The sequence below is a fragment of the Variovorax sp. FG153 genome (assembly GCF_057809595.1).
This window is the reverse complement of the sequence record NZ_JBMDKG010000046.1, coordinates 1-22,482: the sequence shown is the minus strand read 5'-3', so window position 1 is coordinate 22,482 and position 22,482 is coordinate 1. Positions and strand designations below refer to the sequence as shown.

At 64.1% G+C, this 22,482-nt stretch carries 21 protein-coding genes and 1 pseudogene; 11 read left to right on the top strand and 11 right to left on the bottom strand.

Annotated elements, in window-relative coordinates; translation table 11 throughout:
• Positions 1-40: 40 nt before the first annotated feature.
• From ACODT0_RS33675 to ACODT0_RS33645, 7 genes are all read right to left on the bottom strand, one after another.
• Positions 41-1,633, bottom strand: a complete 1,593-nt coding sequence (locus tag ACODT0_RS33675; protein WP_489043244.1) for a tannase/feruloyl esterase family alpha/beta hydrolase — start codon at positions 1,631-1,633, stop codon at positions 41-43.
• A gap of 59 nt (positions 1,634-1,692) precedes the next feature.
• Positions 1,693-2,139 (bottom strand): MaoC family dehydratase, encoded by a 447-nt coding sequence (locus ACODT0_RS33670; protein ID WP_431513377.1) that lies wholly within the window; start codon positions 2,137-2,139, stop codon positions 1,693-1,695.
• Positions 2,132-3,784, bottom strand: a complete 1,653-nt coding sequence (locus tag ACODT0_RS33665) for an AMP-binding protein (RefSeq protein ID WP_489043243.1) — start codon at positions 3,782-3,784, stop codon at positions 2,132-2,134. The genes ACODT0_RS33670 and ACODT0_RS33665 overlap by 8 nt, the downstream gene beginning before the upstream one ends.
• Positions 3,781-4,521 (bottom strand): nitroreductase, encoded by a 741-nt coding sequence (locus ACODT0_RS33660; RefSeq protein WP_489043242.1) that lies wholly within the window; start codon positions 4,519-4,521, stop codon positions 3,781-3,783. Before ACODT0_RS33660 ends, ACODT0_RS33665 begins: the two co-directional genes overlap by 4 nt.
• 13 nt (positions 4,522-4,534) lie before the next feature.
• Entirely contained in the window at positions 4,535-5,929 is a 1,395-nt protein-coding gene (locus ACODT0_RS33655) for an MFS transporter (protein ID WP_431513374.1), read from the bottom strand.
• A 149-nt stretch (positions 5,930-6,078) separates the two neighbouring features.
• Entirely contained in the window at positions 6,079-7,098 is a 1,020-nt protein-coding gene (locus tag ACODT0_RS33650) for an AraC family transcriptional regulator (RefSeq protein ID WP_489043241.1), read from the bottom strand.
• Between the two features lie 146 nt (positions 7,099-7,244).
• A complete protein-coding gene (locus tag ACODT0_RS33645) occupies positions 7,245-7,850 on the bottom strand; it encodes a TetR/AcrR family transcriptional regulator (RefSeq protein ID WP_413765011.1) in 606 nt (201 codons plus the stop codon).
• A 132-nt stretch (positions 7,851-7,982) separates the two neighbouring features.
• On the opposite strand from ACODT0_RS33645, the gene ACODT0_RS33640 reads away from it, so the two are divergent.
• The 6 genes from ACODT0_RS33640 to ACODT0_RS33615 all read left to right on the top strand — a co-directional run bounded on the left by ACODT0_RS33640 (position 7,983) and on the right by ACODT0_RS33615 (position 13,798).
• The gene (locus ACODT0_RS33640; protein WP_489043271.1) at positions 7,983-8,828 is read left to right on the top strand and encodes an alpha/beta fold hydrolase; all 846 of its coding nucleotides are present in this window, start codon (positions 7,983-7,985) and stop codon (positions 8,826-8,828) included.
• Positions 8,829-8,880: 52 nt separating this feature from the next.
• Entirely contained in the window at positions 8,881-9,975 is a 1,095-nt protein-coding gene (locus ACODT0_RS33635) for an alkene reductase (RefSeq protein ID WP_139701796.1), read from the top strand.
• Between the two features lie 60 nt (positions 9,976-10,035).
• Complete coding sequence (locus ACODT0_RS33630; protein WP_413765008.1) at positions 10,036-10,824, top strand: SDR family NAD(P)-dependent oxidoreductase; 789 nt, start codon at positions 10,036-10,038, stop codon at positions 10,822-10,824.
• 35 nt (positions 10,825-10,859) lie between these two features.
• The gene (gene acuI, locus ACODT0_RS33625; protein ID WP_489043240.1) at positions 10,860-11,846 is read left to right on the top strand and encodes an acrylyl-CoA reductase (NADPH); all 987 of its coding nucleotides are present in this window, start codon (positions 10,860-10,862) and stop codon (positions 11,844-11,846) included.
• 11 nt (positions 11,847-11,857) lie between these two features.
• The gene (locus tag ACODT0_RS33620; RefSeq protein WP_489043239.1) at positions 11,858-12,688 is read left to right on the top strand and encodes an alpha/beta fold hydrolase; all 831 of its coding nucleotides are present in this window, start codon (positions 11,858-11,860) and stop codon (positions 12,686-12,688) included.
• Positions 12,689-12,796: 108 nt separating this feature from the next.
• A complete protein-coding gene (locus tag ACODT0_RS33615; RefSeq protein WP_489043238.1) occupies positions 12,797-13,798 on the top strand; it encodes an NADP-dependent oxidoreductase in 1,002 nt (333 codons plus the stop codon).
• A gap of 801 nt (positions 13,799-14,599) precedes the next feature.
• On the opposite strand, the gene ACODT0_RS33610 is transcribed toward ACODT0_RS33615, so the two are convergent.
• Positions 14,600-15,358: a sulfite exporter TauE/SafE family protein gene (locus tag ACODT0_RS33610; protein ID WP_489043237.1), complete on the bottom strand. Its 759-nt coding sequence runs from the start codon at positions 15,356-15,358 to the stop codon at positions 14,600-14,602.
• Between the two features lie 89 nt (positions 15,359-15,447).
• Here ACODT0_RS33610 and ACODT0_RS33605 point away from each other — a divergent pair, with 89 nt between their 5' ends.
• The 3 genes from ACODT0_RS33605 (at position 15,448) to ACODT0_RS33595 (ending at position 18,727) form a co-directional block, all read left to right on the top strand.
• Positions 15,448-16,779 carry an aminotransferase-like domain-containing protein gene (locus ACODT0_RS33605; RefSeq protein WP_489043236.1) on the top strand — a complete coding sequence of 444 codons (1,332 nt, stop codon included), beginning with the start codon at positions 15,448-15,450 and terminating at the stop codon, positions 16,777-16,779.
• A gap of 455 nt (positions 16,780-17,234) precedes the next feature.
• Positions 17,235-18,047, top strand: a complete 813-nt coding sequence (locus tag ACODT0_RS33600) for an SDR family NAD(P)-dependent oxidoreductase (RefSeq protein WP_489043235.1) — start codon at positions 17,235-17,237, stop codon at positions 18,045-18,047.
• A 479-nt stretch (positions 18,048-18,526) separates the two neighbouring features.
• Positions 18,527-18,727: a YqaE/Pmp3 family membrane protein gene (locus ACODT0_RS33595; RefSeq protein WP_209546784.1), complete on the top strand. Its 201-nt coding sequence runs from the start codon at positions 18,527-18,529 to the stop codon at positions 18,725-18,727.
• A 444-nt stretch (positions 18,728-19,171) separates the two neighbouring features.
• Here the strand turns inward: ACODT0_RS33595 and ACODT0_RS33590 are convergent, their stop codons facing one another.
• Positions 19,172-19,729, bottom strand: a complete 558-nt coding sequence (locus tag ACODT0_RS33590; protein ID WP_413765712.1) for a helix-turn-helix domain-containing protein — start codon at positions 19,727-19,729, stop codon at positions 19,172-19,174.
• 220 nt (positions 19,730-19,949) lie between these two features.
• On the opposite strand from ACODT0_RS33590, the gene ACODT0_RS33585 reads away from it, so the two are divergent.
• Positions 19,950-20,267, top strand: a complete 318-nt coding sequence (locus tag ACODT0_RS33585) for a helix-turn-helix domain-containing protein (RefSeq protein ID WP_413765000.1) — start codon at positions 19,950-19,952, stop codon at positions 20,265-20,267.
• On the opposite strand, the gene ACODT0_RS33580 is transcribed toward ACODT0_RS33585, so the two are convergent.
• A complete protein-coding gene (locus ACODT0_RS33580) occupies positions 20,220-20,780 on the bottom strand; it encodes a hypothetical protein (RefSeq protein WP_489043234.1) in 561 nt (186 codons plus the stop codon). The two genes, ACODT0_RS33585 and ACODT0_RS33580, sit on opposite strands and share 48 nt — an antisense overlap.
• Positions 20,781-21,123: 343 nt before the next feature.
• Positions 21,124-21,410 (bottom strand): annotated as a pseudogene (locus ACODT0_RS33575) (RidA family protein); the annotation flags it as partial.
• Positions 21,411-21,678: 268 nt separating this feature from the next.
• Here ACODT0_RS33575 and ACODT0_RS33570 point away from each other — a divergent pair.
• Positions 21,679-21,927 carry an AbrB/MazE/SpoVT family DNA-binding domain-containing protein gene (locus ACODT0_RS33570; RefSeq protein ID WP_489043233.1) on the top strand — a complete coding sequence of 83 codons (249 nt, stop codon included), beginning with the start codon at positions 21,679-21,681 and terminating at the stop codon, positions 21,925-21,927.
• The last annotated feature ends 555 nt before the right edge of the window (positions 21,928-22,482 follow it).

Below are 22,482 nucleotides of genomic sequence, written 5' to 3'. Positions count from 1 at the left end.
AGCCTATGCCAACACTGCTGCGTACACAGCGCCACTAAGCCTAGCTAGGTGACGTGCAGGTGAAGCTGGACGCCGCGTCGGGATCGCCGGTGCCGTTGTATTTTGGAAACTGCGGGTGCCTGCACATCGGCCGCTGCATGCCCTTGCCCGGCTCGACGCTGCGCGTGGCCACGATCTCGTGGGCGCTGGGATGGGTGCCGGTTTCGATCCAGTCGAACATCGGGGTGATGAGGTCGACGCTGTCCGGGCCCTTGCCGCCTGCCGGCGTGGCGGCGCAGTGGTCGTTGCCTGCCAGCACGTAGTACTCGACGAACCGGTCGGCCGCGGCCTGCCCGCCCGCTGCGGCGACGACCTTGCGGTAGTAGTCCGTGGTGTTGTTGTGCGTGATCAGCCAGTCGGTGGTGCCGTGCATGAGCAGCATCTTGCCGTTGCGGGCCCGGAACCCGCTCAGGTCGGGGTTGACTGCATCGATCAATCGGGCGAGGTGGTCGAGTCGGTTCGTGTACTGCAGCGGGTCGACGTTCAGCGGGTCTGCGGACGGGTCTTGCGCCACGAGGTACTTCATGTAGTCGCCGCCAAGAATCTGAAGCGTGGTGCCTCCGATGGCCTGCCACGATGCGTCGTCGGCGGTCTCGCCGCCGACATAGGAAAAGGCTGGCCATGTGTAGCGACCACCCGCCACGTCGGTGGGCTCGTACAGGACCTTGGCGGACGCCAGCTGCGCATCGGTCAGGCAAGAGTCTGCGTCGGCGCCCGTGCATCGGAGCTTGGCCAGATCGGGCTTGCAGGCCTCGGGGTGGCTGATGATGCCGTCCTTCAGGCCGTCGAGTGCATCGCATTGGGACTGCATGAAGTTCGCGAGGGTCTTGACCTTCGGGATGCTCAGGCCCGCCTCGGGCTGGGCCAGCTGCTTGAGTATTTTTTGATACCAGAGGAACTTGCCCGTGTAGGCATTGGCCGGGGCGCGCGCGATCACGCAGTCGAACAGATCGGGATGCCGTTGCGCCTGGATCAACGCCTGACGCCCACCGCCCGAACAGCCCTCGTAGACAAACTTCGAGCGGCCGACCGATTCGCCATAGCGCGAGCGGAGCACGGCCTTCGCCGATGCAAGCACCTTGGGCACGGCACCGTCTGCGTAGTCCTGAAGCAACTGGGGGTCCATAGCGAAGGAGCCATTGGGATGCTTGGCCGCATCGTGTCCATGGTTCGTCGCGATGGTCGCGTAGCCGCTTTCCGCGACGCCAGGGCTGTGCGCGCTGGGGTAGATGGCGCCGTCGAAGCCGCCGCCGCCGATAAACAGGACACGCTGGTTCCAGCTGCTGGGCAGCTTGACTTCGAAATCGAGTTCCGGCGGCATCTCGCCGCGCACGGTGCAGGTCTCCGGCGTGGTGTCTGTCTGGGGCGTCAGCGTCGCCTGCGTGATCGTGGCGCCTTCGAAGGCCCGGCTCAGGAAGCTGTTGCACGCAGCCTGCGCGCTTCCGGCACCGGACGGGAACAGCGCGGGTGGCGAGTTGCCACCACCGCTGCCGCTGCCGCCGCAGGAAGCAAGCAGCGCCGCAGCAGCCACCACGGACCACGAGGTGATGCGCCGGTGGGTGTCGCGTCGGCATGTGAGAGGGGCCATCTTCATTCTTTGTCTCCTTGTTGGGGCAATGCCCCCGTGAACGCGCACGCTGGCGCGGAAGGCACTCATGCGGCGGGCGTGAAAAGCACCGTGCCCTGCGCGAGCACGCTGGTCCTGTCGTCTGCGCTCTTGATCGCACCTTGCAATTCGAGAACGCAGCCGCCCTTCGAATGCGCGGCCATCGACGTCACGCGCCACTCGATGAGTACCGTCTCGTTCGCCCGTACGGGACGCAGCAGGTCGACCGAGAAGTTCATGCCCAGCACCTTGCCCCTCGTGGCGAAGTGACTGGCGGTCAGCCCCATCAGCAGCGAGGTGGTGTGGGTCGCACTAGCGATCAAGCCGCCGAAGCGCGTGCCCTGTGCAAACGCGGCATCGTGGTGCAGCGGGTTCTCGTCTCCCGCGGCCAGCGCGAAGGCACGCACTTGCGCTTCGTCGAAGGTGTGGGGTCGCGAGAAGCGATAGCCGGGCCCGACAGGCCCCAGGGCCGCAGCCGCTTCGCACTCAACCATGGCTCGCGAGCCGGGTGATGGCGTCCTGGCTTCCGGCCTGCTGGCGCAAGCGGAACTTCTGGATCTTTCCCGTGGCCGTCTTCGGCAAGGGGATGAAGATCACGCGGCGCGGACACTTGAAGTGCGCCAGCCGCTCGCGGCAGAACGCAATGATCTCCTGCTCGGTGGGCGCGGCGACACCGGCCTTCAGCTCGATGAACACGCACGGCACCTCGCCCCACTTGGGGTCGGGCTGCGCCACCACGGCGGCATGCAGCACCGCCGGGTGTCCATGGATGACGTCTTCGATTTCGACCGACGAGATGTTCTCGCCGCCCGAGATGATCACGTCCTTCGACCGATCGGTGATCTGCGCATACCCGTTGGCATGCAGGACCGCGACGTCGCCGGTGCGGAACCAGCCATCGGCGAGCGCCTTGCGCGTTGCCGCCTCGTTCTTGAAGTAGCCCATCATCACGGTGTTGCCGCGCAGCATGAGTTCCCCAGCCGACATGCCGTCGGGCACGACGGGCTTGAGGGTGTCGGCGTCGCCGACCATGAGGCCTTCGAACATGGCGGCGCGCACGCCCTGGCGCACGCGCAGCGCACCCTGCTCGGCGGGCGCCAGATCGTCCCAGCCGTCCTGCCACACGCAACTCACCGGCGTACCCGAAACCTCCGTGATGCCGAAGACGTGCTCCACGTCGAAGCCCATCGCCAGCACCGCATTCAGCACGGCGAGCGGCGGTGGCGAGCCGGCCGTGAGCACGCGCACGGGGCGCGGCAGCCGGGTGTCTTTCGCCGCGTCCGCGAGCATTGCCATCACGACTGGCGCTGCGCAGAGGTGATCGATCTGATGGCGCTCGATGGCCTCCAGCACGACGTCGGCAGACACCCGGCGCAGGCAGACATGGGTGCCCGCCGCCGCAGTCACGGCCCAAGTGAAGCACCATCCGTTCGCGTGGAACATGGGCAAGGTCCACAGGTACTTCGGCGCCCGTGGCATTGCCCAGTTCGTGATCTGCAGCAGGCTCATGAGGTAGGTGCCGCGATGGCTGGCGACCACGCCCTTGGGGTCTCCGGTCGTGCCGGAGGTGTAGTTCAGGGCGATGGGTTGCCACTCGTCGCTGGGCCAACGACCAGCAAAGTCCGGGTCTCCGTTCGCCAGCAGCGATTCGTAGTCGGTCTCGCCGATGGGTTCGGCGGGTGGTGCGAGGTGGTCGTTGATGTCGATGACCGCAGGCGCACGGTCGAGCAGCTTTAGCGCTGCGGCCACCGTGGCGGCGAACTCGCGATCGACCATCAGCAATTTGCACTCGCCGTGGCGCAGGATGAACGCGATGCCTTCGGCATCCAGGCGATGGTTGATTGCGTTGAGCACCGCGCCGGCCAGCGGAATGCCGAAGTGGGCCTCCAGCATGGCCGGCGTGTTGGGCGCGAGCACCGAGACGGTGTCGCCCGGTTCGATGCCTCGCATCGCCAGCGCGGACGCCAGGCGATGGCTGCGCTCGCGCGTCTGCGCCCAGGTTCGCCTCAACTCGCCGTGCACCACCGCCACGCGGTTCGGATGCGCGAGCGCCGCGCGGTCGAGAAAGCCCAGCGGCGTGAGCGGCACATGATTTGCCGCGCAGCGTTCGAGGCCCCGTGCATAGGATGGCGCGCTCATGCGGAGGTCTCCTTGGAGGTGTCGTGGAAGGTCGTAAACGCGGAGACTGGCTCGCGCTCGGTAACGAGCGAGTTCTCGACCGACGAGGTGTCGGCGTAGCCCAGGCTCATGCCGCAGACCAGCATCTGGCCGGCGGGAATGTCCAGCAGGTCCGCGATCTGGCGATGGAATTTCAGGAACGCGGCCTGCGGGCAGGTGTGGAGGTTGCGGCCGCGCGCGGCCACCATCACGCTCTGCAGGAACATGCCGTAGTCCAGCAGGCTGCCCTCCTCGAGTTCGCGGTCCAACGTGAAGAACAGGCCCACGGGCGCATCGAAGAAGCGGTAGTTGCGACCGTGCTGCAGGTGCATGCGCTGCTTGTCGCCCTTGGCGATGCCGAGCAATCCGTAGAGGTCCCAGCCGACCTTGCGGCGCCGTTCCAGGTAGGGAGCACACCATTCGCGCGGGTAGTAGTCGTAGGGCTCGAGCAGCTCGCCCGACCGGCCGGGATCGTCGTCGAGCGCGGCAATCGCTGCCGACAGACGGGCCTTGGCAGGCCCCGTCAGCACATGCACATGCCAGGGCTGCATGTTCATGCCGGAGGCGCTGTAGCGCGCCGTCGAGAGGATCGCCTCAACCTCTTCCCGGGGCACCGGCCGGGGCAAGAACGCCCTGACGCTGCGCCGGGTGGCAATGGCCCAGTCGACCGCTCCTTGCAGCGCGTGTGCCTCCAGCGGTGGCGCCATCATTCGGTTCATTGAGGTTTCCTTGCTATTTCGAAGCCGGGCGAATCGCCCCGCCCACACGGCCCACTTCGCCGGGGGCCGCGCGCGCGGCCTTGGCCTGGGTCGACGCGGCGCGCGACTGGTTCACGAACGACACCGCTGCCGCGCCGATGACGCCGGCCAGGGCGATCGCCATGAAGTTCTGCTCGATGGGCAGGCTCAGCGACACGAGCCAGCCGATCAGGATCGGCGCGGCAATGGCGCCGATGCGGCCGACACCCGAGGCAAAGCCAACACCCGTCGAACGCACGGCCGGAGGATAGAAATCGCCGGCGTAGGCATAGGCCAGCAGTTGCGTTCCGAGCGTGGACGCACCCACCACGAACACAGCAACGAACAGCAGCTCGGTCGATTTCGTGTATGCGAGCGCGGCCAGCGACGCAGCCCCGACCACGTAGAACGCCACCAGTACATGTTTAATGTTGAACTTGTCGCTCAGCAGGCCGCCGCCGATTGCGCCCACGATCGCACCGACGTTGAAGACGATCACGAAGTTCAGGGCCGAGCCCAGGCTGTATCCCGCCATGGCCATGAGCTTGGTCAGCCAGGAGTTCAGCGCGTAGACCATGAACAGCCCCGTCATGAAGGCCACCCAGATCATCACGGTGCTGAACGCGCGCCCGGCGTCGAACAGGGTGCGCACCGGCGCGTCGTGCAGGCGGTCGCTGGACGCGCCTACATACACGGTGCCGGCTGCGTTCGGCTGCTCCGGCGCGAGCTTGGCCGCGATCTCGCCGAGCTGCCGCTGGTCACCCTTCTTGAGGAGAAACGACAGCGATTCGGGCATCGTTTTCAGAATGAGTGGAATCAGCAGCACGGGCAAGCCGGCCACATAGAACACCCATTGCCATCCATGGCTCTCGATGAGCTGCTTGGCGGTGAGCGCGACCAGAATGCCGCCAACGGAGTAGCCCGCGAAAACCATCGTCACCAGGCGCGTACGCAGCTTTGCCGGTGCGAACTCGCCCATCTGCGCGGTCACGATGGGCAACACCCCGCCGATGCCGAGGCCCGCGATGAAGCGGGCGACGCTGAAGCCGATGGGTTCGGTGGCCAGCCCAGTCAGCGCCGTGAAGACACTGAAGAGCGCCACGCACACCGCGATCATGCGAGGGCGGCCGATGCGGTCGGCCAGGGTGCCCAGGAAGATCGCGCCCAGCATGGTTCCGAACAACGCCGACCCGGCCATGACGCCGGCGCTCGTGGCGTCGACGCCCATGTCTTTCATGATCGATGGCAGCGCGGCGCCCACGACCGCCAGGTCATAGCCGTCGATGACCAGGATCAACACGCACCACCAGAGCACGAGCCCGTGAAAGCCGTTGAACCGGGAGTGCCCCGCCAACGCGTGAATATCGACCTGCTTGCCGGCCTGCTGCATGTTTTTGTCTCCTGTCGTTTGATCTGTCGCGGGATGCGATGTCGACGGGAGGTTAGTTCTGCAGGCGGCGCGCTTCCATGCCCGCGCGTCTCGATCTGGATGGGGCGTTCGGACATGTCGGCGTCCCCGGCGAGCGCCGAAGGTTCGGCTTATTCCGGCGCGGGCGCGGACGAGCGATAAGCGCCCGGGCTGACGCCTGTCCATTTCTTGAAGGCGCGATGGAAGGCGCTGGTTTCCTGGAAGCCGGTGCGCGCGGCGACGTCGGCCACCGTCAGCGACGCGCTCGACAAGAGGTCGATGGCGATGTCCCGCCGCAGGTCGTCCTTCACGCGCTGGTAGCTCACGCCCTCCTGCTGCAAGCGGCGTTGCAGCGTGGTGCCGGAAACGCAGAGTTCCTGTGCGAGCTTTTCGAGTTCGGGCCACGCCTCGGGCATTTGGCTTCGCAACCTGTTGCGCACCTGGGCGCTGGTGCTGGCGTCGTTGCGGTACTTGACCAGCAGGTTGGCCGGCGCTTCCCTCAGGAAGTTGTCGACCGTTTCGGGCGACTCCGCAATCTTCAGGTCCAGCAGATCACTGGCGAAACTGATGTGCGTGGTCTCGCCATTGAATTTCACGCTGTCGCAAAAGCGCGTGCGGTAGTGGCTGTCGTCACCGGGCGGCGGGCACCGGAACTGCATCTCGCGCAGGGGAATGCGCCGGTGCACGAGCCAGCAGGCCAGGCCATGGACCAAGATGAACCAGGTGCCGTAGCCAAACAACCGGCGCAGCACGCCGCCGTCATGCAGGATCACGCGCGCCTCGTCGCCGTCGCAGACCAGCTCGCCGCGGAAGTCGTCCAACGTGGCGTGGAGGAACCGCAAGATGCGGCGCAGCGCATGAGCCAGGTTGTCGGCGTTGACGGCGGCGCGCGTCATCAGCGCATAGCTGCCGCGGCGAAGCCCGTGGCTGTCGAGGCCGAAGAACTCGTCGTCCATCAGGTCGGCCAGCGCCACCCACATCTGCGAATACGCCGCCGCCGAGATGCGCGCACGCGGCGCGTTCAACAACTCGCGAGCAATCTTGGCGCTTTCGAGGACGCTGCTGATGTCCATGTTCCTCAGCGCCGCGGCGTGGATCGCCTCGTGCACCAGTTCAATGGACACGGTTCCCTTCAAGCCTGCAGACTTCATACGCACTCGCTCAAGAATCAGTGGTGGGGCGAGCTCTTTATAAGCGCGTTTCGCGCTGTGCAGGATGCGACCTCAGGGGACCCGCAGCGTCTGCATCAATGAGATGCCGCCGACCTCTGTCATGGGCTGTCGCGGAAGTTGTGCGACTAGCTGATCGGGAAATCGGAAGAGCCAGGTGCCGTCGACGAAAGCCTCGACAGGACGGCGCTGCGGCAGACATCCAGAATTTCATCGGCCAGTGGCGAGTCGTCAGGACACGCCCGCGACAGCACGATGGCACCGACTGCCTGCGCAATGAGGTCGATCCGCCTGGCGCGTGCGTCGCCGCCCTGATCGTCCTCCTCTGGCGCGTCGAACTGGTTTCCCAGGGTCACCAGCAGGTTTTCAATGCCGGTCGCAAACGCCGTCTTGATCGACTCCGGTTGGCGCGCAGCATCTGCGCACAGGGCGGCCATCGTGCAACCGTCACCCGGTGCATCTCGGTGTTCACGGGACAGATAGTGATGGACAAATGCCATCGCATCGACGCCTTCGGCCTTGGCGGCCGTCTGCGCAAAACCACAAGTCGCGGCTTGCGCCATCAGGTCGGCTTTGGATTCGAAGTGCTTATAGAACCCGCCGTGGGTAAAGCCTGCGAACGCCATCAAGTCCGCAATCCCCACCCCGTCGTAACCACGCTCGCGAAACAGCGTGGAGGCCGTCTCGACGATGTGCGCCCGGTTCGCCTGTGCCTGCGCCTTGGTGACCTTCATGTCCAGGACCTCTCTAGATGTGCCATCGGTGAAGCCATGAATATACATTGATGTCGATCATCATCAAAGTCCTTGACATCAAAGATGATGATCGACATCATTAAGCCAACTTACCTTGGAAGGCTCCCGAAAATGTGCGATACCCACCTGACCGCACCCACCCGCTTCGTCGAAGTGGATAGCGACAAATTCGCCTATCGCCGCTGGGGCAACACCTCCAGCGGACAGCCCCCTCTGTTCTTCGTCCAACATTTCCGCGGCGGCCTGGACCACTGGGATCCCCTGTTGACCGATGGTCTGGCCGCAGGCCGCGAGGTCATCCTTTACAACGGTCGCGGCATTGCCTCCTCGACCGGCACGCCCCGCAACCGGATCGAAGACATGGCGGACGACATCGCCCTGGTGATCCGGGCGCTGGGTCTGTCCCAGGTCGATCTACTTGGTTTCTCGATCGGGGGCTTCCAGGTGCAGGAGGTCGTGCTGCGTCACCCGCAACTGGTTCGAAAGCTCGTCCTGCTCGGCACCGGACTGCGCGGCGGCGATCCGAAGATGGAGCCCAGGGTGCTGGAGGTCGCGCCGAACCCCGTGCCGACCGCGGATGACTTTCTCTACCTGTTCTTCGGCCGCTCGGAAGCTGCCAAGCAGGCGGGTCTGGCCTTCTGGGAGCGCCGCCACCAGCGCGCCGACCAGGACCCACCCAGCTCGATGGCCGTCGCTCAAGCCCAAGCCGAGGCGCACGCCGCCTACCTGCAGCCGTTGCCGGGTGCGAACCCCTATGCCTTCCTGAACGCCGTCACGCAGCCGACCCTGGTGCTCAACGGCGTCGACGACATCATGATTCCCACGGTCAACTCCTGGCATCTGTCGCAGAACATTCCCAACGCGCAGCTGTTGATCTATCCCGACGCCGGACACGGCGCGCAGTTCCAGTATCCCGAGCGCTTCCTGCAACACGCGATCCAGTTCCTCGAGGAGTGATGCCGTAGCGCATCCCGTCCCCGCCCGATCAACGACGACACAGCAAACAAGCATGACTGACAAGACGCTCTTCGAGCCCTACACACTTGGCTCACTCCAACTGTCCAACCGCATCGTGATGGCGCCGCTGACGCGCAATCGGGCAGGCGCTGGTCTGGTGCCCAGCGAGTACGCCGCCACCTACTACGGTCAGCGCGCCTCGGCGGGCCTGATCATCACCGAGGCCACCCAGATCTCGGCCGATGCCCAGGGCTACCAGGACACCCCGGGCCTGTACACGCCGCAGCAGATCGACGGCTGGCGCAAGGTGACCGACGCCGTTCACGCCAAGGGCGGGCGGATCTTCGTGCAGTTGTGGCACGTGGGCCGTATCTCCCACGTCGACCTGCGCCCTGGTGGCACCGCGCCGGTGGCCCCCTCCCCCATCCGCGCCGCGACCAAGACCTTCGTCAACAACGGTTTTCATGACGTCTCCGAGCCACGTGCCCTGACCCTGGATGAGATTCCAGGCATCGTCGAGGATTTCCGCCAGGCTGCGGCCCATGCGATCACTGCGGGGTTCGACGGCGTCGAGGTCCACGGTGCCAACGGCTACCTGCTGGAGCAGTTCATCAAGGACGGTGCCAACACCCGGACGGACGCGTACGGCGGCTCCATCGAGAACCGCGCGCGCCTGTTGCTCGAAGTCACGGCCGCCGTGGCGAAGGAAATCGGTGCCGAACGCACCGGTGTGCGCCTCTCGCCGGTGTCGTCGGCCGGCGCCATTTCGTCCAGCGATCCGCAGTCGCAGTACGACTACATCGCCGAGCAACTCAATGCGATGGGCATCGTCTACCTGCATGTGGTCGAAGGCGCCACCGGGGGGCCGCGCGATGCCGCACCGTTCGATTTCGACGCCCTGCGCACTCGCTTCAAGAACACCTACCTGGCCAACAACGGGTATGACCTCGAACTGGCCAACGCCCGCCTGATCGAGGACAAGGCCGACCTGTTCGTCTTCGGCCGCCCCTTCATCAGCAACCCCGATCTGGTCGAAAGGCTGGAGATCGGCGCACCCCTCGCCGCGCTGGACCCCACCACGCTGTATGGCGGTGGCGCCAAAGGCTACATCGACTATCCGACCCTCGCTGATTCCAGCGTCCGGTAGTCGTTTTTCCACGCTGCATATCGCGGCATGGACTCACCCTTTCGATCACCAGCAAAACACATGACCTCTCATTCCACTGTTCTCATCACGGGCGCCTCGACCGGCATTGGCGCCATCTATGCCGACCGCTTCGCACGCCGCGGCCACGACCTCGTGCTGGTGGCGCGCGACAAGGCGCGGCTGGAAGAGCTCGCGGCGCGCTTGCGTGAGGAAACCGGCGCTGCCGTCGATATCCTTGCGGCCGACCTGACCCAACCCGGCGATCTGGCCGCAATCGAGGCGCGCCTGCGCGAGGACGCCAGGATCGAAACCCTGATCAACAACGCCGGGGCCGCGCTGTCCGGCCAATTCATCGATCAACCGACAGACGACATCGCTCGCCTGGTCAGCCTCAACACCACCGCGCTGGTCAGGCTGGCCAGTGCCATCGCCCCGCGCCTGGTGCAGGCCGGCAAAGGTGCGATCGTCAACATCGGCTCGGTGGTCGGCCTGGCGCCCGAGTTCGGCATGTCGGTCTACGGCGCGACCAAGGCCTTCGTTCTGTTCCTGTCCCAGGGGCTGAACCTGGAGCTCGCGCCCCAGGGTATCTACGTGCAGGCGGTGTTGCCGGCCGGAACCCGTACCGAGATCTGGGAGCGCGCGGGCATCGATAGCCGTGCGATGCCTGACCTGATGGGAGTAGAAGAGCTGGTGGATGCCGCGCTGGCCGGATTCGACCGCCGTGAACTCGTGACCATCCCGCCGTTGCACGATGCCGCGCGCTGGGAAACGCTGAACACGGCACGTCAGGCCCTGGTCGCGGACATCCGGCAGGCGCATGTGGCAGAGCGCTATCGAAACGCCGCCTGATACGGAAAGAAGCGCCAGCACGGAAGGAACATCACATGACATTCAAGGCACTGCTCGCCAGCAAGACCGGCGACACCATATCAAGCAGCCTGGTCGACTTCAAGGAACAGGACCTGATGCCGGGCGACGTCACCGTCGCGGTCGAGTACTCGACGGTGAACTACAAGGACGCGATGGCGCTCAGTGGCCGGTCACCGGTCATTCGCCAGTTTCCGCTGATTCCGGGCATCGACTTTGCCGGCGTCGTCGAGGCATCGACTTATCCCGGCATCGCAGCAGGCGACCGTGTGCTGGCCAACGGCTGGGGACTGAGCCAGACGCACCACGGCGGCTTTGCGCAGAAGGCGCGGGTGAGTGGTGATTGGCTGGTCAAGGTTCCCGAGGTGTTTTCGACCCGGGATGCCATGGCCATCGGCACCGCCGGGTACACCGCCATGCTGTCGGTGCTCGCGCTCGAGCATGGTGGCCTGACGCCCGAGCACGGCGACATCCTGGTGACGGGCGCCAATGGCGGCGCCGGCTCCGTGGCGATCGCGCTGCTGTCGAGCCTGGGCTATCGCGTGATCGCGTCGACCGGGCGTCTCGAGGAATCCGAATACCTGCGTGCGCTGGGCGCGGCGGACATCATCGACCGTCACACCCTGTCCGAAGCGGGCGCACCGATCGCCAAGGAGCGATGGGCCGGGGCCATCGATTCGGTCGGCAGCCATACCTTGGCAAACGTCCTGGCGCAGACCCGCTATCGCGGCGTGGTCGCGGCCTTCGGGCTCGCACAGGGCGCGGACCTGCCGGCATCTGTCCTGCCCTTCATCCTGCGCAACATCACCCTCGCCGGTATCGACTCGGTCAATGCGCCGCAGCCTGCGCGGCTGCAGGCGTGGTCGCGTCTGGCCAGCGACCTGGACCTGGACAAGCTGGCACGGACCACCAAGGTGATCGGATTGGCAGAGGTTCCTGACGTTGCCAGCCAGGTACTCGCAGGGAAGGTCCAGGGGCGCACCATCGTGGATGTGAACGCCTGACCGGATCGCGCATGCCCTACATCGATGCTCCCAACCTCTCGATCGATGTCGACGGGACTGCATTCGCGTACCGCGACCTGGGGCCGCGCGATGGCGTGCCTCTGGTCCTGCTCAACCACTGGGGCGCGGTCCTCGACAATTTCGACCCGCGGATCGTCGATGGACTTGCCCGCAGGCATCGCATCATCGCCCTCGACTACCGAGGGATCGGCGCTTCAGGCGGAACAGCGCCTGTGACCATCGATGCGATGGCGCGGGATGCGATCGCGCTGGTCCACGCACTGGGCTTCGAGAAGATTGATCTGCTTGGCTTCTCCCTCGGAGGATTCGTGGCGCAGGACATCGTGCTGAAAGCCCCCGGCCTGGTGCGCCGACTCATCCTGACCGGCACAGGGCCGGCAGGCGGCACAGGCATCGAACGGGTCGGAGCGGTCTCCTGGCCGCTGATAGTCAAAGGCTTGCTGACGCTGCGGGATCCGAAGACCTTTCTGTTCTTCACCTCCACGGCCAACGGTCGTCGAGCCGCGAAAGCCTTCCTGGAGCGACTGAAGGAGCGCAAGGCGGATCGGGACAAGGGGTCGACGCCCCCTACCTTCCTGCGACAGCTGAAGGCCATCAAGGCCTGGGGCCGGCAGGTGCCCCAGGATCTGGGCGGCATCCGCATCCCTGTGCTGATTGCGAATGGCGACAACGACATCATGGTGCCCACTGTGAACAGCCATGACATGGCGCGTCGCATCCCAGGCTCGCAACTGGTCATCTACAAAGACGCTGGGCATGGCGGGATTTTCCAGTACCACGGCGAATTCGTGCCCAAGGCGCTGGCCTTTCTCAATGACTGAACGACGGCATCTTTTGCAACCGGCTTCAGGCCGACTTTCCCGACCGCCCCCTGTGGGGCGGGGCTGCCCGAAGCGAATTCAACCAAACACTCTGGAAAAAAGTCGCCCATGAAAGCGTTCATCATTGATCGTTACGGAAAGAATGAGGTTGGCCGCATCGGCGAAACGCCCGAACCCGAGGTGCGGGACGATGACGTCCTGATCCAGATCCACGCGGCGAGCATCAATGCCCTGGACTCGAAGATCAAGAACGGCGAATTCAAATTGATTCTTCCCTACCACTTTCCCCTGATCATGGGCAACGACCTGGCCGGTACGGTTAAGCGGGTCGGCGCTCGCGTTCGCAGCTTCAAACCTGGCGACGAGGTCTATGCGCGCCCCGACGACGATCGCATCGGCACCTTCGCCGAGTTCATCGCCGTCAAGGAATCGTCGTTGGCGCTGAAGCCCAAGAATCTCAGCATGGTCGAGGCCGCATCCGTTCCTCTGGTGGCCCTGACCGCCTGGCAGGTGCTGGTCGAAACCGCCAAGCTGAAAAAAGGACAGAAGGTTCTGATCCATGCCGGCTCCGGCGGCGTCGGCACCATTGCCATCCAGCTTGCCAAGCATCTCGGGGCATTCGTGGCCACGACCACCAGCACGGCCAACGTCGCCTGGGTGAAGGCCTTGGGCGCGGACGTCGTCATCGATTACAAGCAGCAGGATTTCGCCACGGTGCTCCGCGACTACGACGTGGTGTTGAACAGCCTCGGCAACGGCGAGCTGAACAAATCCCTCCAGGTTCTCAAGCCGGGCGGGCATCTCATCTCCATCTCGGGGCCGCCCACCCCGGCGTTCGCCATCGCGCGAGGACTGGCTTGGCCGCTCAGGCAAGTGCTGCGCCTGTTGAGTTTCGGCATCAGGAACAAGGCAAAGAAGAACGGGGGCCACTACACCTTCGTCTTCATGCGGGCCGATGGGGCGCAGTTGCGAGAGATCACCGCCCTCATCGAGTCAGGCGCCATCCGCCCGGTCGTCGACAAAGTGTTCCCATTTCAGGACACACACAAAGCACTGGCCTACGTCGACAGTGGGCGCGCCAAGGGCAAGGTCGTGGTGCAAGTGGTGTAGCTGCCGCCTGCCTGCGCTAGCGTCTTTGGTCAGGCCCTTGCCCCGCCGACTCAGGCCATCGCACGGCCGACGCGCACGCCTCCGGTGGCCTTGGCGCTCTGTACCCGCTCTGCATGACCAGGAGATCGACCTTGAGTTCATACACAACCGCCCGCATCGGCAAGCGCGCACTGGTGACCAGCGCATCTAGCGGCATCGGTGCGGCCATCGACGCGTGGACCCACATTTTCGCTGACGCTTGAACCGCCTGTATTCCAACGCGCACGCCTGTGGTTCTGCGCATCGGTGCGCAGAAGCGGGTCAGCGTTCGATGGAAAAGTGGGGCTAAGACGTTCCTTGGCTCTGGAAAGCGTACGCGAAATCTGCTTCACGGCATGCGAACCCGTATGCTGCCAGGAGATGAACTCTGGGAATTTGACTACAGAGAAGAGGCCAAGGTGAGGCCTCGGGCTTTTACGGTTGGGCGCTCTTGCGGGACGGTCGTGTCGTGGGGTACTCGGCCGACGAGTGACTGCTTGGGACGCTTTGGCGACCGCTGTGCGCCCGGATACGTCGGCCATAACCTGTCATCCGGGGTGAGAATGGCCACCGCGTATTTGGCACTAAGGTTCACTGGCGTCCCGCAGCTGGTTTGGCGGCTCTTCTTCCCAATGGGGGCGATCCTGACCGCCACGCGGCCGCACGGACGCAGCTTCAAGTGAATATTCCATGGCAACACCACGCCACAGGACTCCAACAAGCTGATCGAGCAGTTGGTGCAGTTCGCCGCCGCGGGCTTTCGTTCGCCGGCGCTTCGGTGATTCAGTGCATGTAGCCCGACACGCCGTCCCATAGCAGCTTGATGGCCGTGATCACGAGCAGGCCATAGCAGACCCGGTACATCTGCCGCTGGTCGAGCCGGGCATGCAGGCGCCAGCCCAGCCAGACGCCCGAGGGAATGGCGAAAAGACAGATGGCCATCAGCGTCCACACGCTGCCCTCAGGCCTGGCCAGGGCCAGCCACGGTACGGCCTTGAGGATGTTGCCGACCGTGAAGAACATGCTCGTGGTTCCGGCGTAGACCTGCTTGCTGAGGCCGAGCGGCAGCAGGTACATGGCCAGCGGCGGTCCGCCCGAGTGCGCCACCATCGTGGTGATGCCCGATGTCAGGCCGGCGGCGATCGCCTTGGGCGACGAGCGCGGCCGCACCACCACCTCGCCACCGCGCACGAACCACAGCCCGACGAAGACCAGCGTGATCGCCGCCATCACGATGGCGATCGCACGGTGGTCGAGCACGCGGAACAGCACATAGCCCGCGCCGATGCCGACCACGAGCCCGGGCACCAGCAGTAGCAGGTCGGGCCTGGACCACGTAGAGGGCTTCCAGTAGCGCAGGCTGAACAGGTCCATCGCGATGAACAGCGGCGCGAGCAGGCCGCCGGCCGTCACCGGGTCCATCACCAGCGACAGCAGCGGAATGCCGATGATCGCGAAGCCGCCGCCGAAGGCGCCCTTCATGAAGCAGATCAGGAACACACCGGCGAAGGTGACGAGGATGGTCGTGAGCGTCAGTTCCATGCGGCGGAAGCGGGTGGGTCGGTGGAAGGCCCGGATCGTAGTTCCCAGATGCAAGACAATCAAACTATTGTCATGAATACAATCGCGCAATGCCCCAGGCTCGCTACAAACAGTTGGTCGACCGGCTCTCGGAGGACATCCGCCAGGGCCGCCTGAAACCCGGAACGGCGCTACCCACGCATCGCCGGCTGGCCACGCGCGAGGGCATCTCGCTGGCCACGGCCACGCGCACCTACGCGGAGCTGCAGGCCATGGGGCTGGTCTCCGGCGAGGTCGGCCGCGGCACCTTCGTGCGCGAGCCCATCCCCTTCGGCGACGGCGTGGAGATGCATGTGGCCAGCGGCGACCTGCTGGACCTGAGCTTCAACCATCCGGCGCTGCCGATGCAGACGGACCTGCTGCGCACTGCTCTCCGGCAACTGGCCTCGGCGGGCGAGCTCGAGTCCGTGCTGCGCTACCAGCCGCATGGCGGCCGTCCGCACGAGAAAGCCATCGTGGCGGCGCACCTGAAGAGCCGGGGCCTGTCGGTTGCTACCGACGAAGTGCTGATCACCAGCGGCGCGATCCATGGGCTAGCTTGCTCAGCGATGTCCTTGCTGCGGCCCGGCGATGCGGTGGCCGTTGACGGACTGAGCTATCCGGGCATCCAGGTGGTGGCCGAGCTCAGCGGGCTGGAACTGGTGGCGCTGCCGGCGTCCGGCCCGGGGCTCGATCCGGACGCCCTCGACGCCCTGTGCCGCCGGCGAAAGATCCGTGCCGTCTACTGCATGCCCACGCTGCACAACCCGCTCGGCTGGGTGATGCCGCTGGCGCAGCGCGAGGCCCTGATCGCGGTGGCGCGCCGCCGTGGCCTGCTGCTGCTGGAGGATGGCACCTACGCCTTCCTCGAGAAGAGGGCGCCCGCGCCGCTGGCGGCGCTCGCGCCCGACATCACCGTCTACGTCTCCAGCCTCTCGAAGAGCGTGGCGGCCGGCCTGCGCTTCGGCTTTGCATGCTCGCCCGCCGCTCTCGTTCCCAAGATCCATCGTGCGATCCGCGCCACGGTCTGGAACACGCCGACCCTGGTGACTTCCCTGTGCTGCGGCTGGCTGCAGGACGGCACGGTCGCGCGGCTCGAGCAGGAGAAGCGACGCGATGCCGTCGCGCGCCAGCGCATCGTGTCCACGGTGCTGCCGCGGTTCGAGATGGTTCGCCATCCGGCGTCGTACTTCGTCTGGCTGCCCTTGCCTGCCGGAGTGCGGTCGGATGCGGTCGCCATGAGGTTGAAAGAGGACAACGTGTTGGTCTCCACCGCCGCGCCGTATGCCGTGGGCTCTCCCCCGCCGCACGCCATCCGGCTGGCGCTGGGCTCGGTGTCGCATGCCGACCTGAAGCGGGCTTTGGAAAAAGTCGGCGGAGTCGTGGCGAGTCTCGACTGCTAAATCCGATACCTGCCTCGAACGGAGCGCTCGCGGCTTCGAACGTCGGGGGACAGCGCTAGATTCGCTCGTACGCGGAGCCCGAAGCGACGACGGGTTGCGGCCGCAACCGGACGTGGCTCAGATGGCTCTTGCGCATCTTCTCGGGCGCATGCGGTTCTTCGGGCTAGCGGCACCAGTTCGGCCGCGGCGCGTCGAGGGCCGCGAGCCGCGAGCCGTGCCATGAGCGAAGTGGCGCAAGATAGCAATCCGCGGCGGTGGCAACGTAGGACTTGCGCCACCGGGCGCGATGATAGACAAGTTGGATATCGGGTCTGGCTCACCTTGCGGCGATCCACCATACCGCGCGAACTGGATGGAATCGGATATGAGTTGCGGAACAGGACTCGCCTCCAAACTCCCGGAGTTCTCTTACCCAGCCAAATCTCGCTGGGCGCAACAGGCCGCTTGAGGGTCAGGTGGCCGTGGTGACGGGCGCAACGCGAGGCGTCGGTAAGGGCGTCGCGCTGGCGCTCGGCGAACCCGGGGCGTTGGCCTATGCGACCGGGCGCACGCTCGAGGCCGGCGCGTCGAGCTGGCCGGGGTCCCTTCAGGAAACCGCCGATGAAATCGCCCAGCGTGGCGGCCGATGCATCCCGGTCGTCTGCGACCATGGCGACGACGCCAGTGTGCAGCGCGTCTTCGAGCGTGTGCACGATGAGCAGAACGCAGCGATCGACATCCTGGTGAACAACGTGTTTGCGGCCCCGTCCCACATGCCGGTCAACGTGCCCTTCTGGGAGCTCGAAGACGGTCTTTGGGAAGACCTGCTGCGCATGGGGCTGCGCTCGCACTACATCGCCAGCCGCTACGCGGCGCCGAAGATGGTTGCCCGCCGCAAGGGACTGATCGTCAATACCTCATCGGGCGGCGCTGTGCGCTACACCTTCAACGTGCCCTTTGGTGTCCAGAAGGCCGGCGTCGACAAGATGGCCAAGGACATGGCTCACGACCTCAAGCCCTTCAACGTGGCCGCGGTCGTGATCTGGCCAGGCTTTGTCAAGAGCGAGAAGTTCCTCGCTCAGCCGGACCGGGTCCCAGCACCACTCGCCAAGCGGATCATGGAAAGCGGGGAGTCCTCCGAGTTCGCGGGGCGGGCTGTGGTTGGCTTGGCGGCGGATCCAGCGCTGATGAAAAAGAGCGGTCGGCTGCATCTGGTTGCGGAACTGGCACAAGCGTACGGGTTCACGGACGTCGATGGCAGGATGCCCGCCGCGCCCTCGCGGGTCTGAGTACCGAGGGAGGCGTGATGCACGGCTCGGGCTGAGTCAAACCGCAGAAAGCCTTCGAGGGTCGGTCAGGCCAGATTTTCGGAGCAGGCTTGACTGGCTGTCGGCTGAGCAGAGGACCGCGCTGAGCTGAGGTGAACGGCGGCGGAAATCGGCATGAGGCTCGCTCGTCCGAGAGGCTTGGACGGGTGGGATCGTCGAATCGACGATCTAGGTGGTCATCGGGGAACATGAGCGCTAAGCAGTCAAGCCACGCTGGCGTCCGACTTTGGTGTGATGCTATGGCCCGCCTCATGCGGCTTTTCAGCTTGCGACTGCCTTGAACCTGCGGGCCCCGCATCCCAGCCGTGCCCTCTCACCATCCACGCCGGAGATACCGACCGCTGGCAACCCGTTGGGCGGAGAGATTGTGAGGAGAAGCTATGGTCGGCCGGCCGGCCCTTTGGCAGGATCTTGGATAGACCAACCACGGAGAAAACACCTTGCGTCTCATCCTCGCCATTCTTCTCCCCTTCGTCGCCTTCTTCACGATCGGCCGCCCGATCGCTGGCATCATCTGTTTGATCTTGCAGATCACCCTGATCGGCTGGCTTCCGGCTGCGATCTGGGCGGTGTATGCGCTGAGTCAGTACAAAACGGATCGCAAGATTGAGAAGGCTCTGAGCGCGCGCAGAGGGACGTGAGGGGGATCGTCTGCAAGCGATTCTCGAACACCAGGGCGCCTCCGCCGTTGTTAGAAGGCTTTTTGGGGTCTGGCCGTCGCTTGCATGTGGCCAGTTCGGCATGCCGAACTTCTAAACACAGTATGAAGACTGCGCAGCCACGGAAGCATTCTGTTTCGAAGAAGCCGATTCGGAACCGAATTTGGCGAGCGTCGTTCGCGCCGGAGTCACTGTGACGGCATGCAACCTCGCTCGGTACCACCGAGTAGGCATTGCCGACTTTCTATCGGCGCACCGACCTTACGACCCCGAGGTCGCACGCCTGATCGACGCGGCGCTCTGTTTAGCAATGGGACGGATCAGTATGTAGATACCAACAACTGACCGCTCGTCCCCAAGCTCGTCGGTCAGCGAGACTGCTTGCAACTGCTAGGCGTTCGGGGCTAAGTTGCGGGGCGCCAAGTATCAGTTGCGCAGCGCTAACGCCACAGAGAGATACGACACCGGACCGCTGTCAATCGCCTCGATCCCATGCAGCGCAGTGGCATCAAACAGCAACGAGTCCCCTGCGCTGACCGAAGCCGTCTTGTCACCGTAGCGGTACATCACCTTACCAGACAGGAAGTACAGAAACTTCAACCCGGCGTGCTGAACGGTGGCGTAAGGTTCCGCATCGGGCAAGAGCATGACTAGGTAGGGCTCCGCGAACAGGTTGCCGTAGAGCAGGTGACCAAGCAACTCATGCCGATGATCTGACGCTGCTCCACCCCGGTCGACAATTAAGCCTCGACCTGCTTGCACATGGCAAAAGTTGGAAGGGCCTTGTCCGTCGCCAAGCAAACGCGAAACCGGTACATGCAAGCTTTCAGCGATTCGATCCAAGGTATCCACCGACGGCGAGACTAGGCCGCGCTCGACGCGCGAGAGCAATGACGGCGATATGCCCGCTAGCTTCGCCAACCTGTACGCCGATGTGCCTGCGGCCATACGCAGCGTCCTCACCTGTGCGCCTATACGCGCCACTCGCGAACTGGGAGCTGCAAATTCAGCTCGCGGCGCCCCACCCTTTGTGGAGGAGATGGACAAACGAAGAGGACGGGCTACTGGCAAGGGCGATGCGACTCGCCCGCGGGTCACTTCAAGTTTCGTGGTCATCAAATTTTCCGATGTTGCGAATGATCCGCGATGAAATGAGTTAAATATAACGTGGTTTTTATTGTCCCTTGGTTCGAGCCTTCTGTCTATGCAGAAGCAAGTTTCACGGAGAGGCAGACCGCTTGGAGCGAGAACGTTTGAGCTCGCGCCTGCCATTGCATTTGGGGCGGTAGTTCGATCACTCCGTACCGCTGATGGGATTGGCCAAGAGGCCTTGGCTCACACTGCCGGTGTAGAACGATCGCACATGGGAAAGATTGAACGCGGTGAGCACATGCCAACCCTCGCTATGATTTTGCGCATCGCACATGCGCTCGGCCGCTCAGCTGGTGAACTTTTGCTGGAGACTGAGGCCGCGTTAGCTGAACGGCATGGCTCCGCTCTTTCCGCAGGGAATGACTCTTGACTCGTCAATCGAGATTTTTTCACCCACGGCCACCGTGGAGTTGTTAAACGCCAATCGATCCTCGCGCGAGAAAGCGATTCGTTCAGGCGGCTCGGATGTGTCGTCGCCGAAGCGAAGTTGGACGCGAACCGGTGCAACTTTCGCAGTGTCGGGAGCATCTTCAACATAGATGTCCTGCAGGACGCGGCGCGTGGCTTTGCCGATCGCGGCGGCACGTTCATCGAACAGTTCCGGGCCACGTCCAATTCGAGCTTCTCGGAGGTGAACCTTTTCGCCGTGCCGAAACAACAGCAAATCAAGCCTGGACTTCTCCCGAGCGAGGCCCGATTTCTGCATTCCAACTCTGGAGTTGAACATCGAGCCACCATCACCTAGATCGCGCAAGGCACCGAGCCCGAGTTCGCCGACCTGGGCAAAATGCCGAAGCATGATCTGAAGGCATTCGACATGCAGATCGTCGTGCAGTCGGCCAACGGCCGTGCAGCGATGCATTGCAAGTACATCGAGTCGCATGCGTCGCTCTATGGCTACCGTCCCTGACGACAGCACGGCAAAACCTAGAACGGCTTGAACGTGCGCGCGAGTTCTCAGTGCAGAGTTACGTCGATGGCGCGCATGCGTTCCAGCGGCAAAAAAGGAGAGTCGATGCTGACAGATAGCCAAATCCTAAATAATTTGGAACGGCACCAAACCAAACCGAAGTTTCCGCTCGCCAGTATTTCCGTTCTTTGCAGAGACAGCTGGCAGATCAATTGACCGGCAAACGGCGACTCTATCTCAAGATTCTTGCTCGAACGTCGCACACGCTTCGTGCTGCGGTACATCACCATTGAGACTTAAGTCGCGCACGACCGACTTAGGCGACTTCCGCGATCAGTTCAATCTCGACGCAGGCGCCCAGAGGGATCTGCGCCACGCCGAATGCGCTGCGCGCATGCGCACCCTTTTCGGGTCCGAACACTTCGGCGAAGAGTTCGCTTGCGCCGTTGGTCACGAGGTGCTGTTCGGTGAAGGTCCCCACCGAGTTCACTAGACTCACGACCTTGACGATGCGCTGACATTGTTCAGATCACCCACGGCCGCGTGCAGCGACCCGAGCAGGTCGATGGCCACGGCCCGCGCGGCCCGCTTTCCCTCCTCGGTGTAACCCCGATGGACCGAACCATTGCATCCACGGTCATGGATGCGGTTAAGTTGACGTGATCCGGCGGGTTGCTTGTCATAGGCATCAATCGGAGAGATCAACGCGCGTTATACCAACACTGAACTTGCGACCGCACCTGTGTGTGGCCCTGAACATGCCGAAGACCGGCCTAGCGAAGACCACGGGGACGCCGGTCGAGTGTGCGAGGTGCGCGATCACCATCGAGACGTTTGCCAATTTCGGCGCTACGCAATGGCTAGCCATTGCATGAAAGGAGCCGAAATGATAAAAATCACGCGCTGGGGCCACTCCATTGGCCTTCGCCTGCCCTGCGAGGTGGCGCAGGCGGCCGGGTTGAAGCCGAGGGACTACGTTTATGTGCGCCTGCTCGACTCGGGCGACAGCCGCGTGCGGCCCGTGAAGAACGTGCAGCCCGCCCATCCTCCAACCTCAACTAGTGAGACCGGCGTGGTCGAGGCCACATTGCCTACTTCGGCTGGAGTGACGACGTGGTGAAGCGTCTCCTCGAACTGATGCTCGAATCGCAACCACCCGGCCGGTTCTGGTTCATCGGGCGGACACCGGCAGGCAAAGCGCAAGACACGTTGAACCTCACGCTCAGAACCTTGATGCTGTTCGGCTCCCTAACTTGCCATTGACGAACTGGAGGCAGGTTGATTCAGCACCTGCATCTCTGACCTGGCCTCTCGCGTCGTTTGACTTGGGCCGCTCGCCGCCGCCGAACTTGACCGGAGCCGCCTGGTTCGATATTGCCTGGGCCAACGCAAGTTGTCTCGTGTCAGCGTGTGTATCTCCCGAGCCTAAGCTCGTCGGGTATGGCAAACGCAGCGATCACTCTCTTCACCCCGTGTTTCCACACCGGAGCCGGGACAAGGCACACCGTCCCCTCGGCTTCGCCGGTATCGACACATGCAATGTCCCTGAACGCCCCCATTGCCCGCTCACTCGAAGAGCAGTCCTGTGCCTGGCGTCAACTATTCTGAGCGGTCAGCGTCAACTATCTTGAGCGGTGCGGTCGAGTGTGGTCATTGAGTAGTTGTCGTGTGGGGG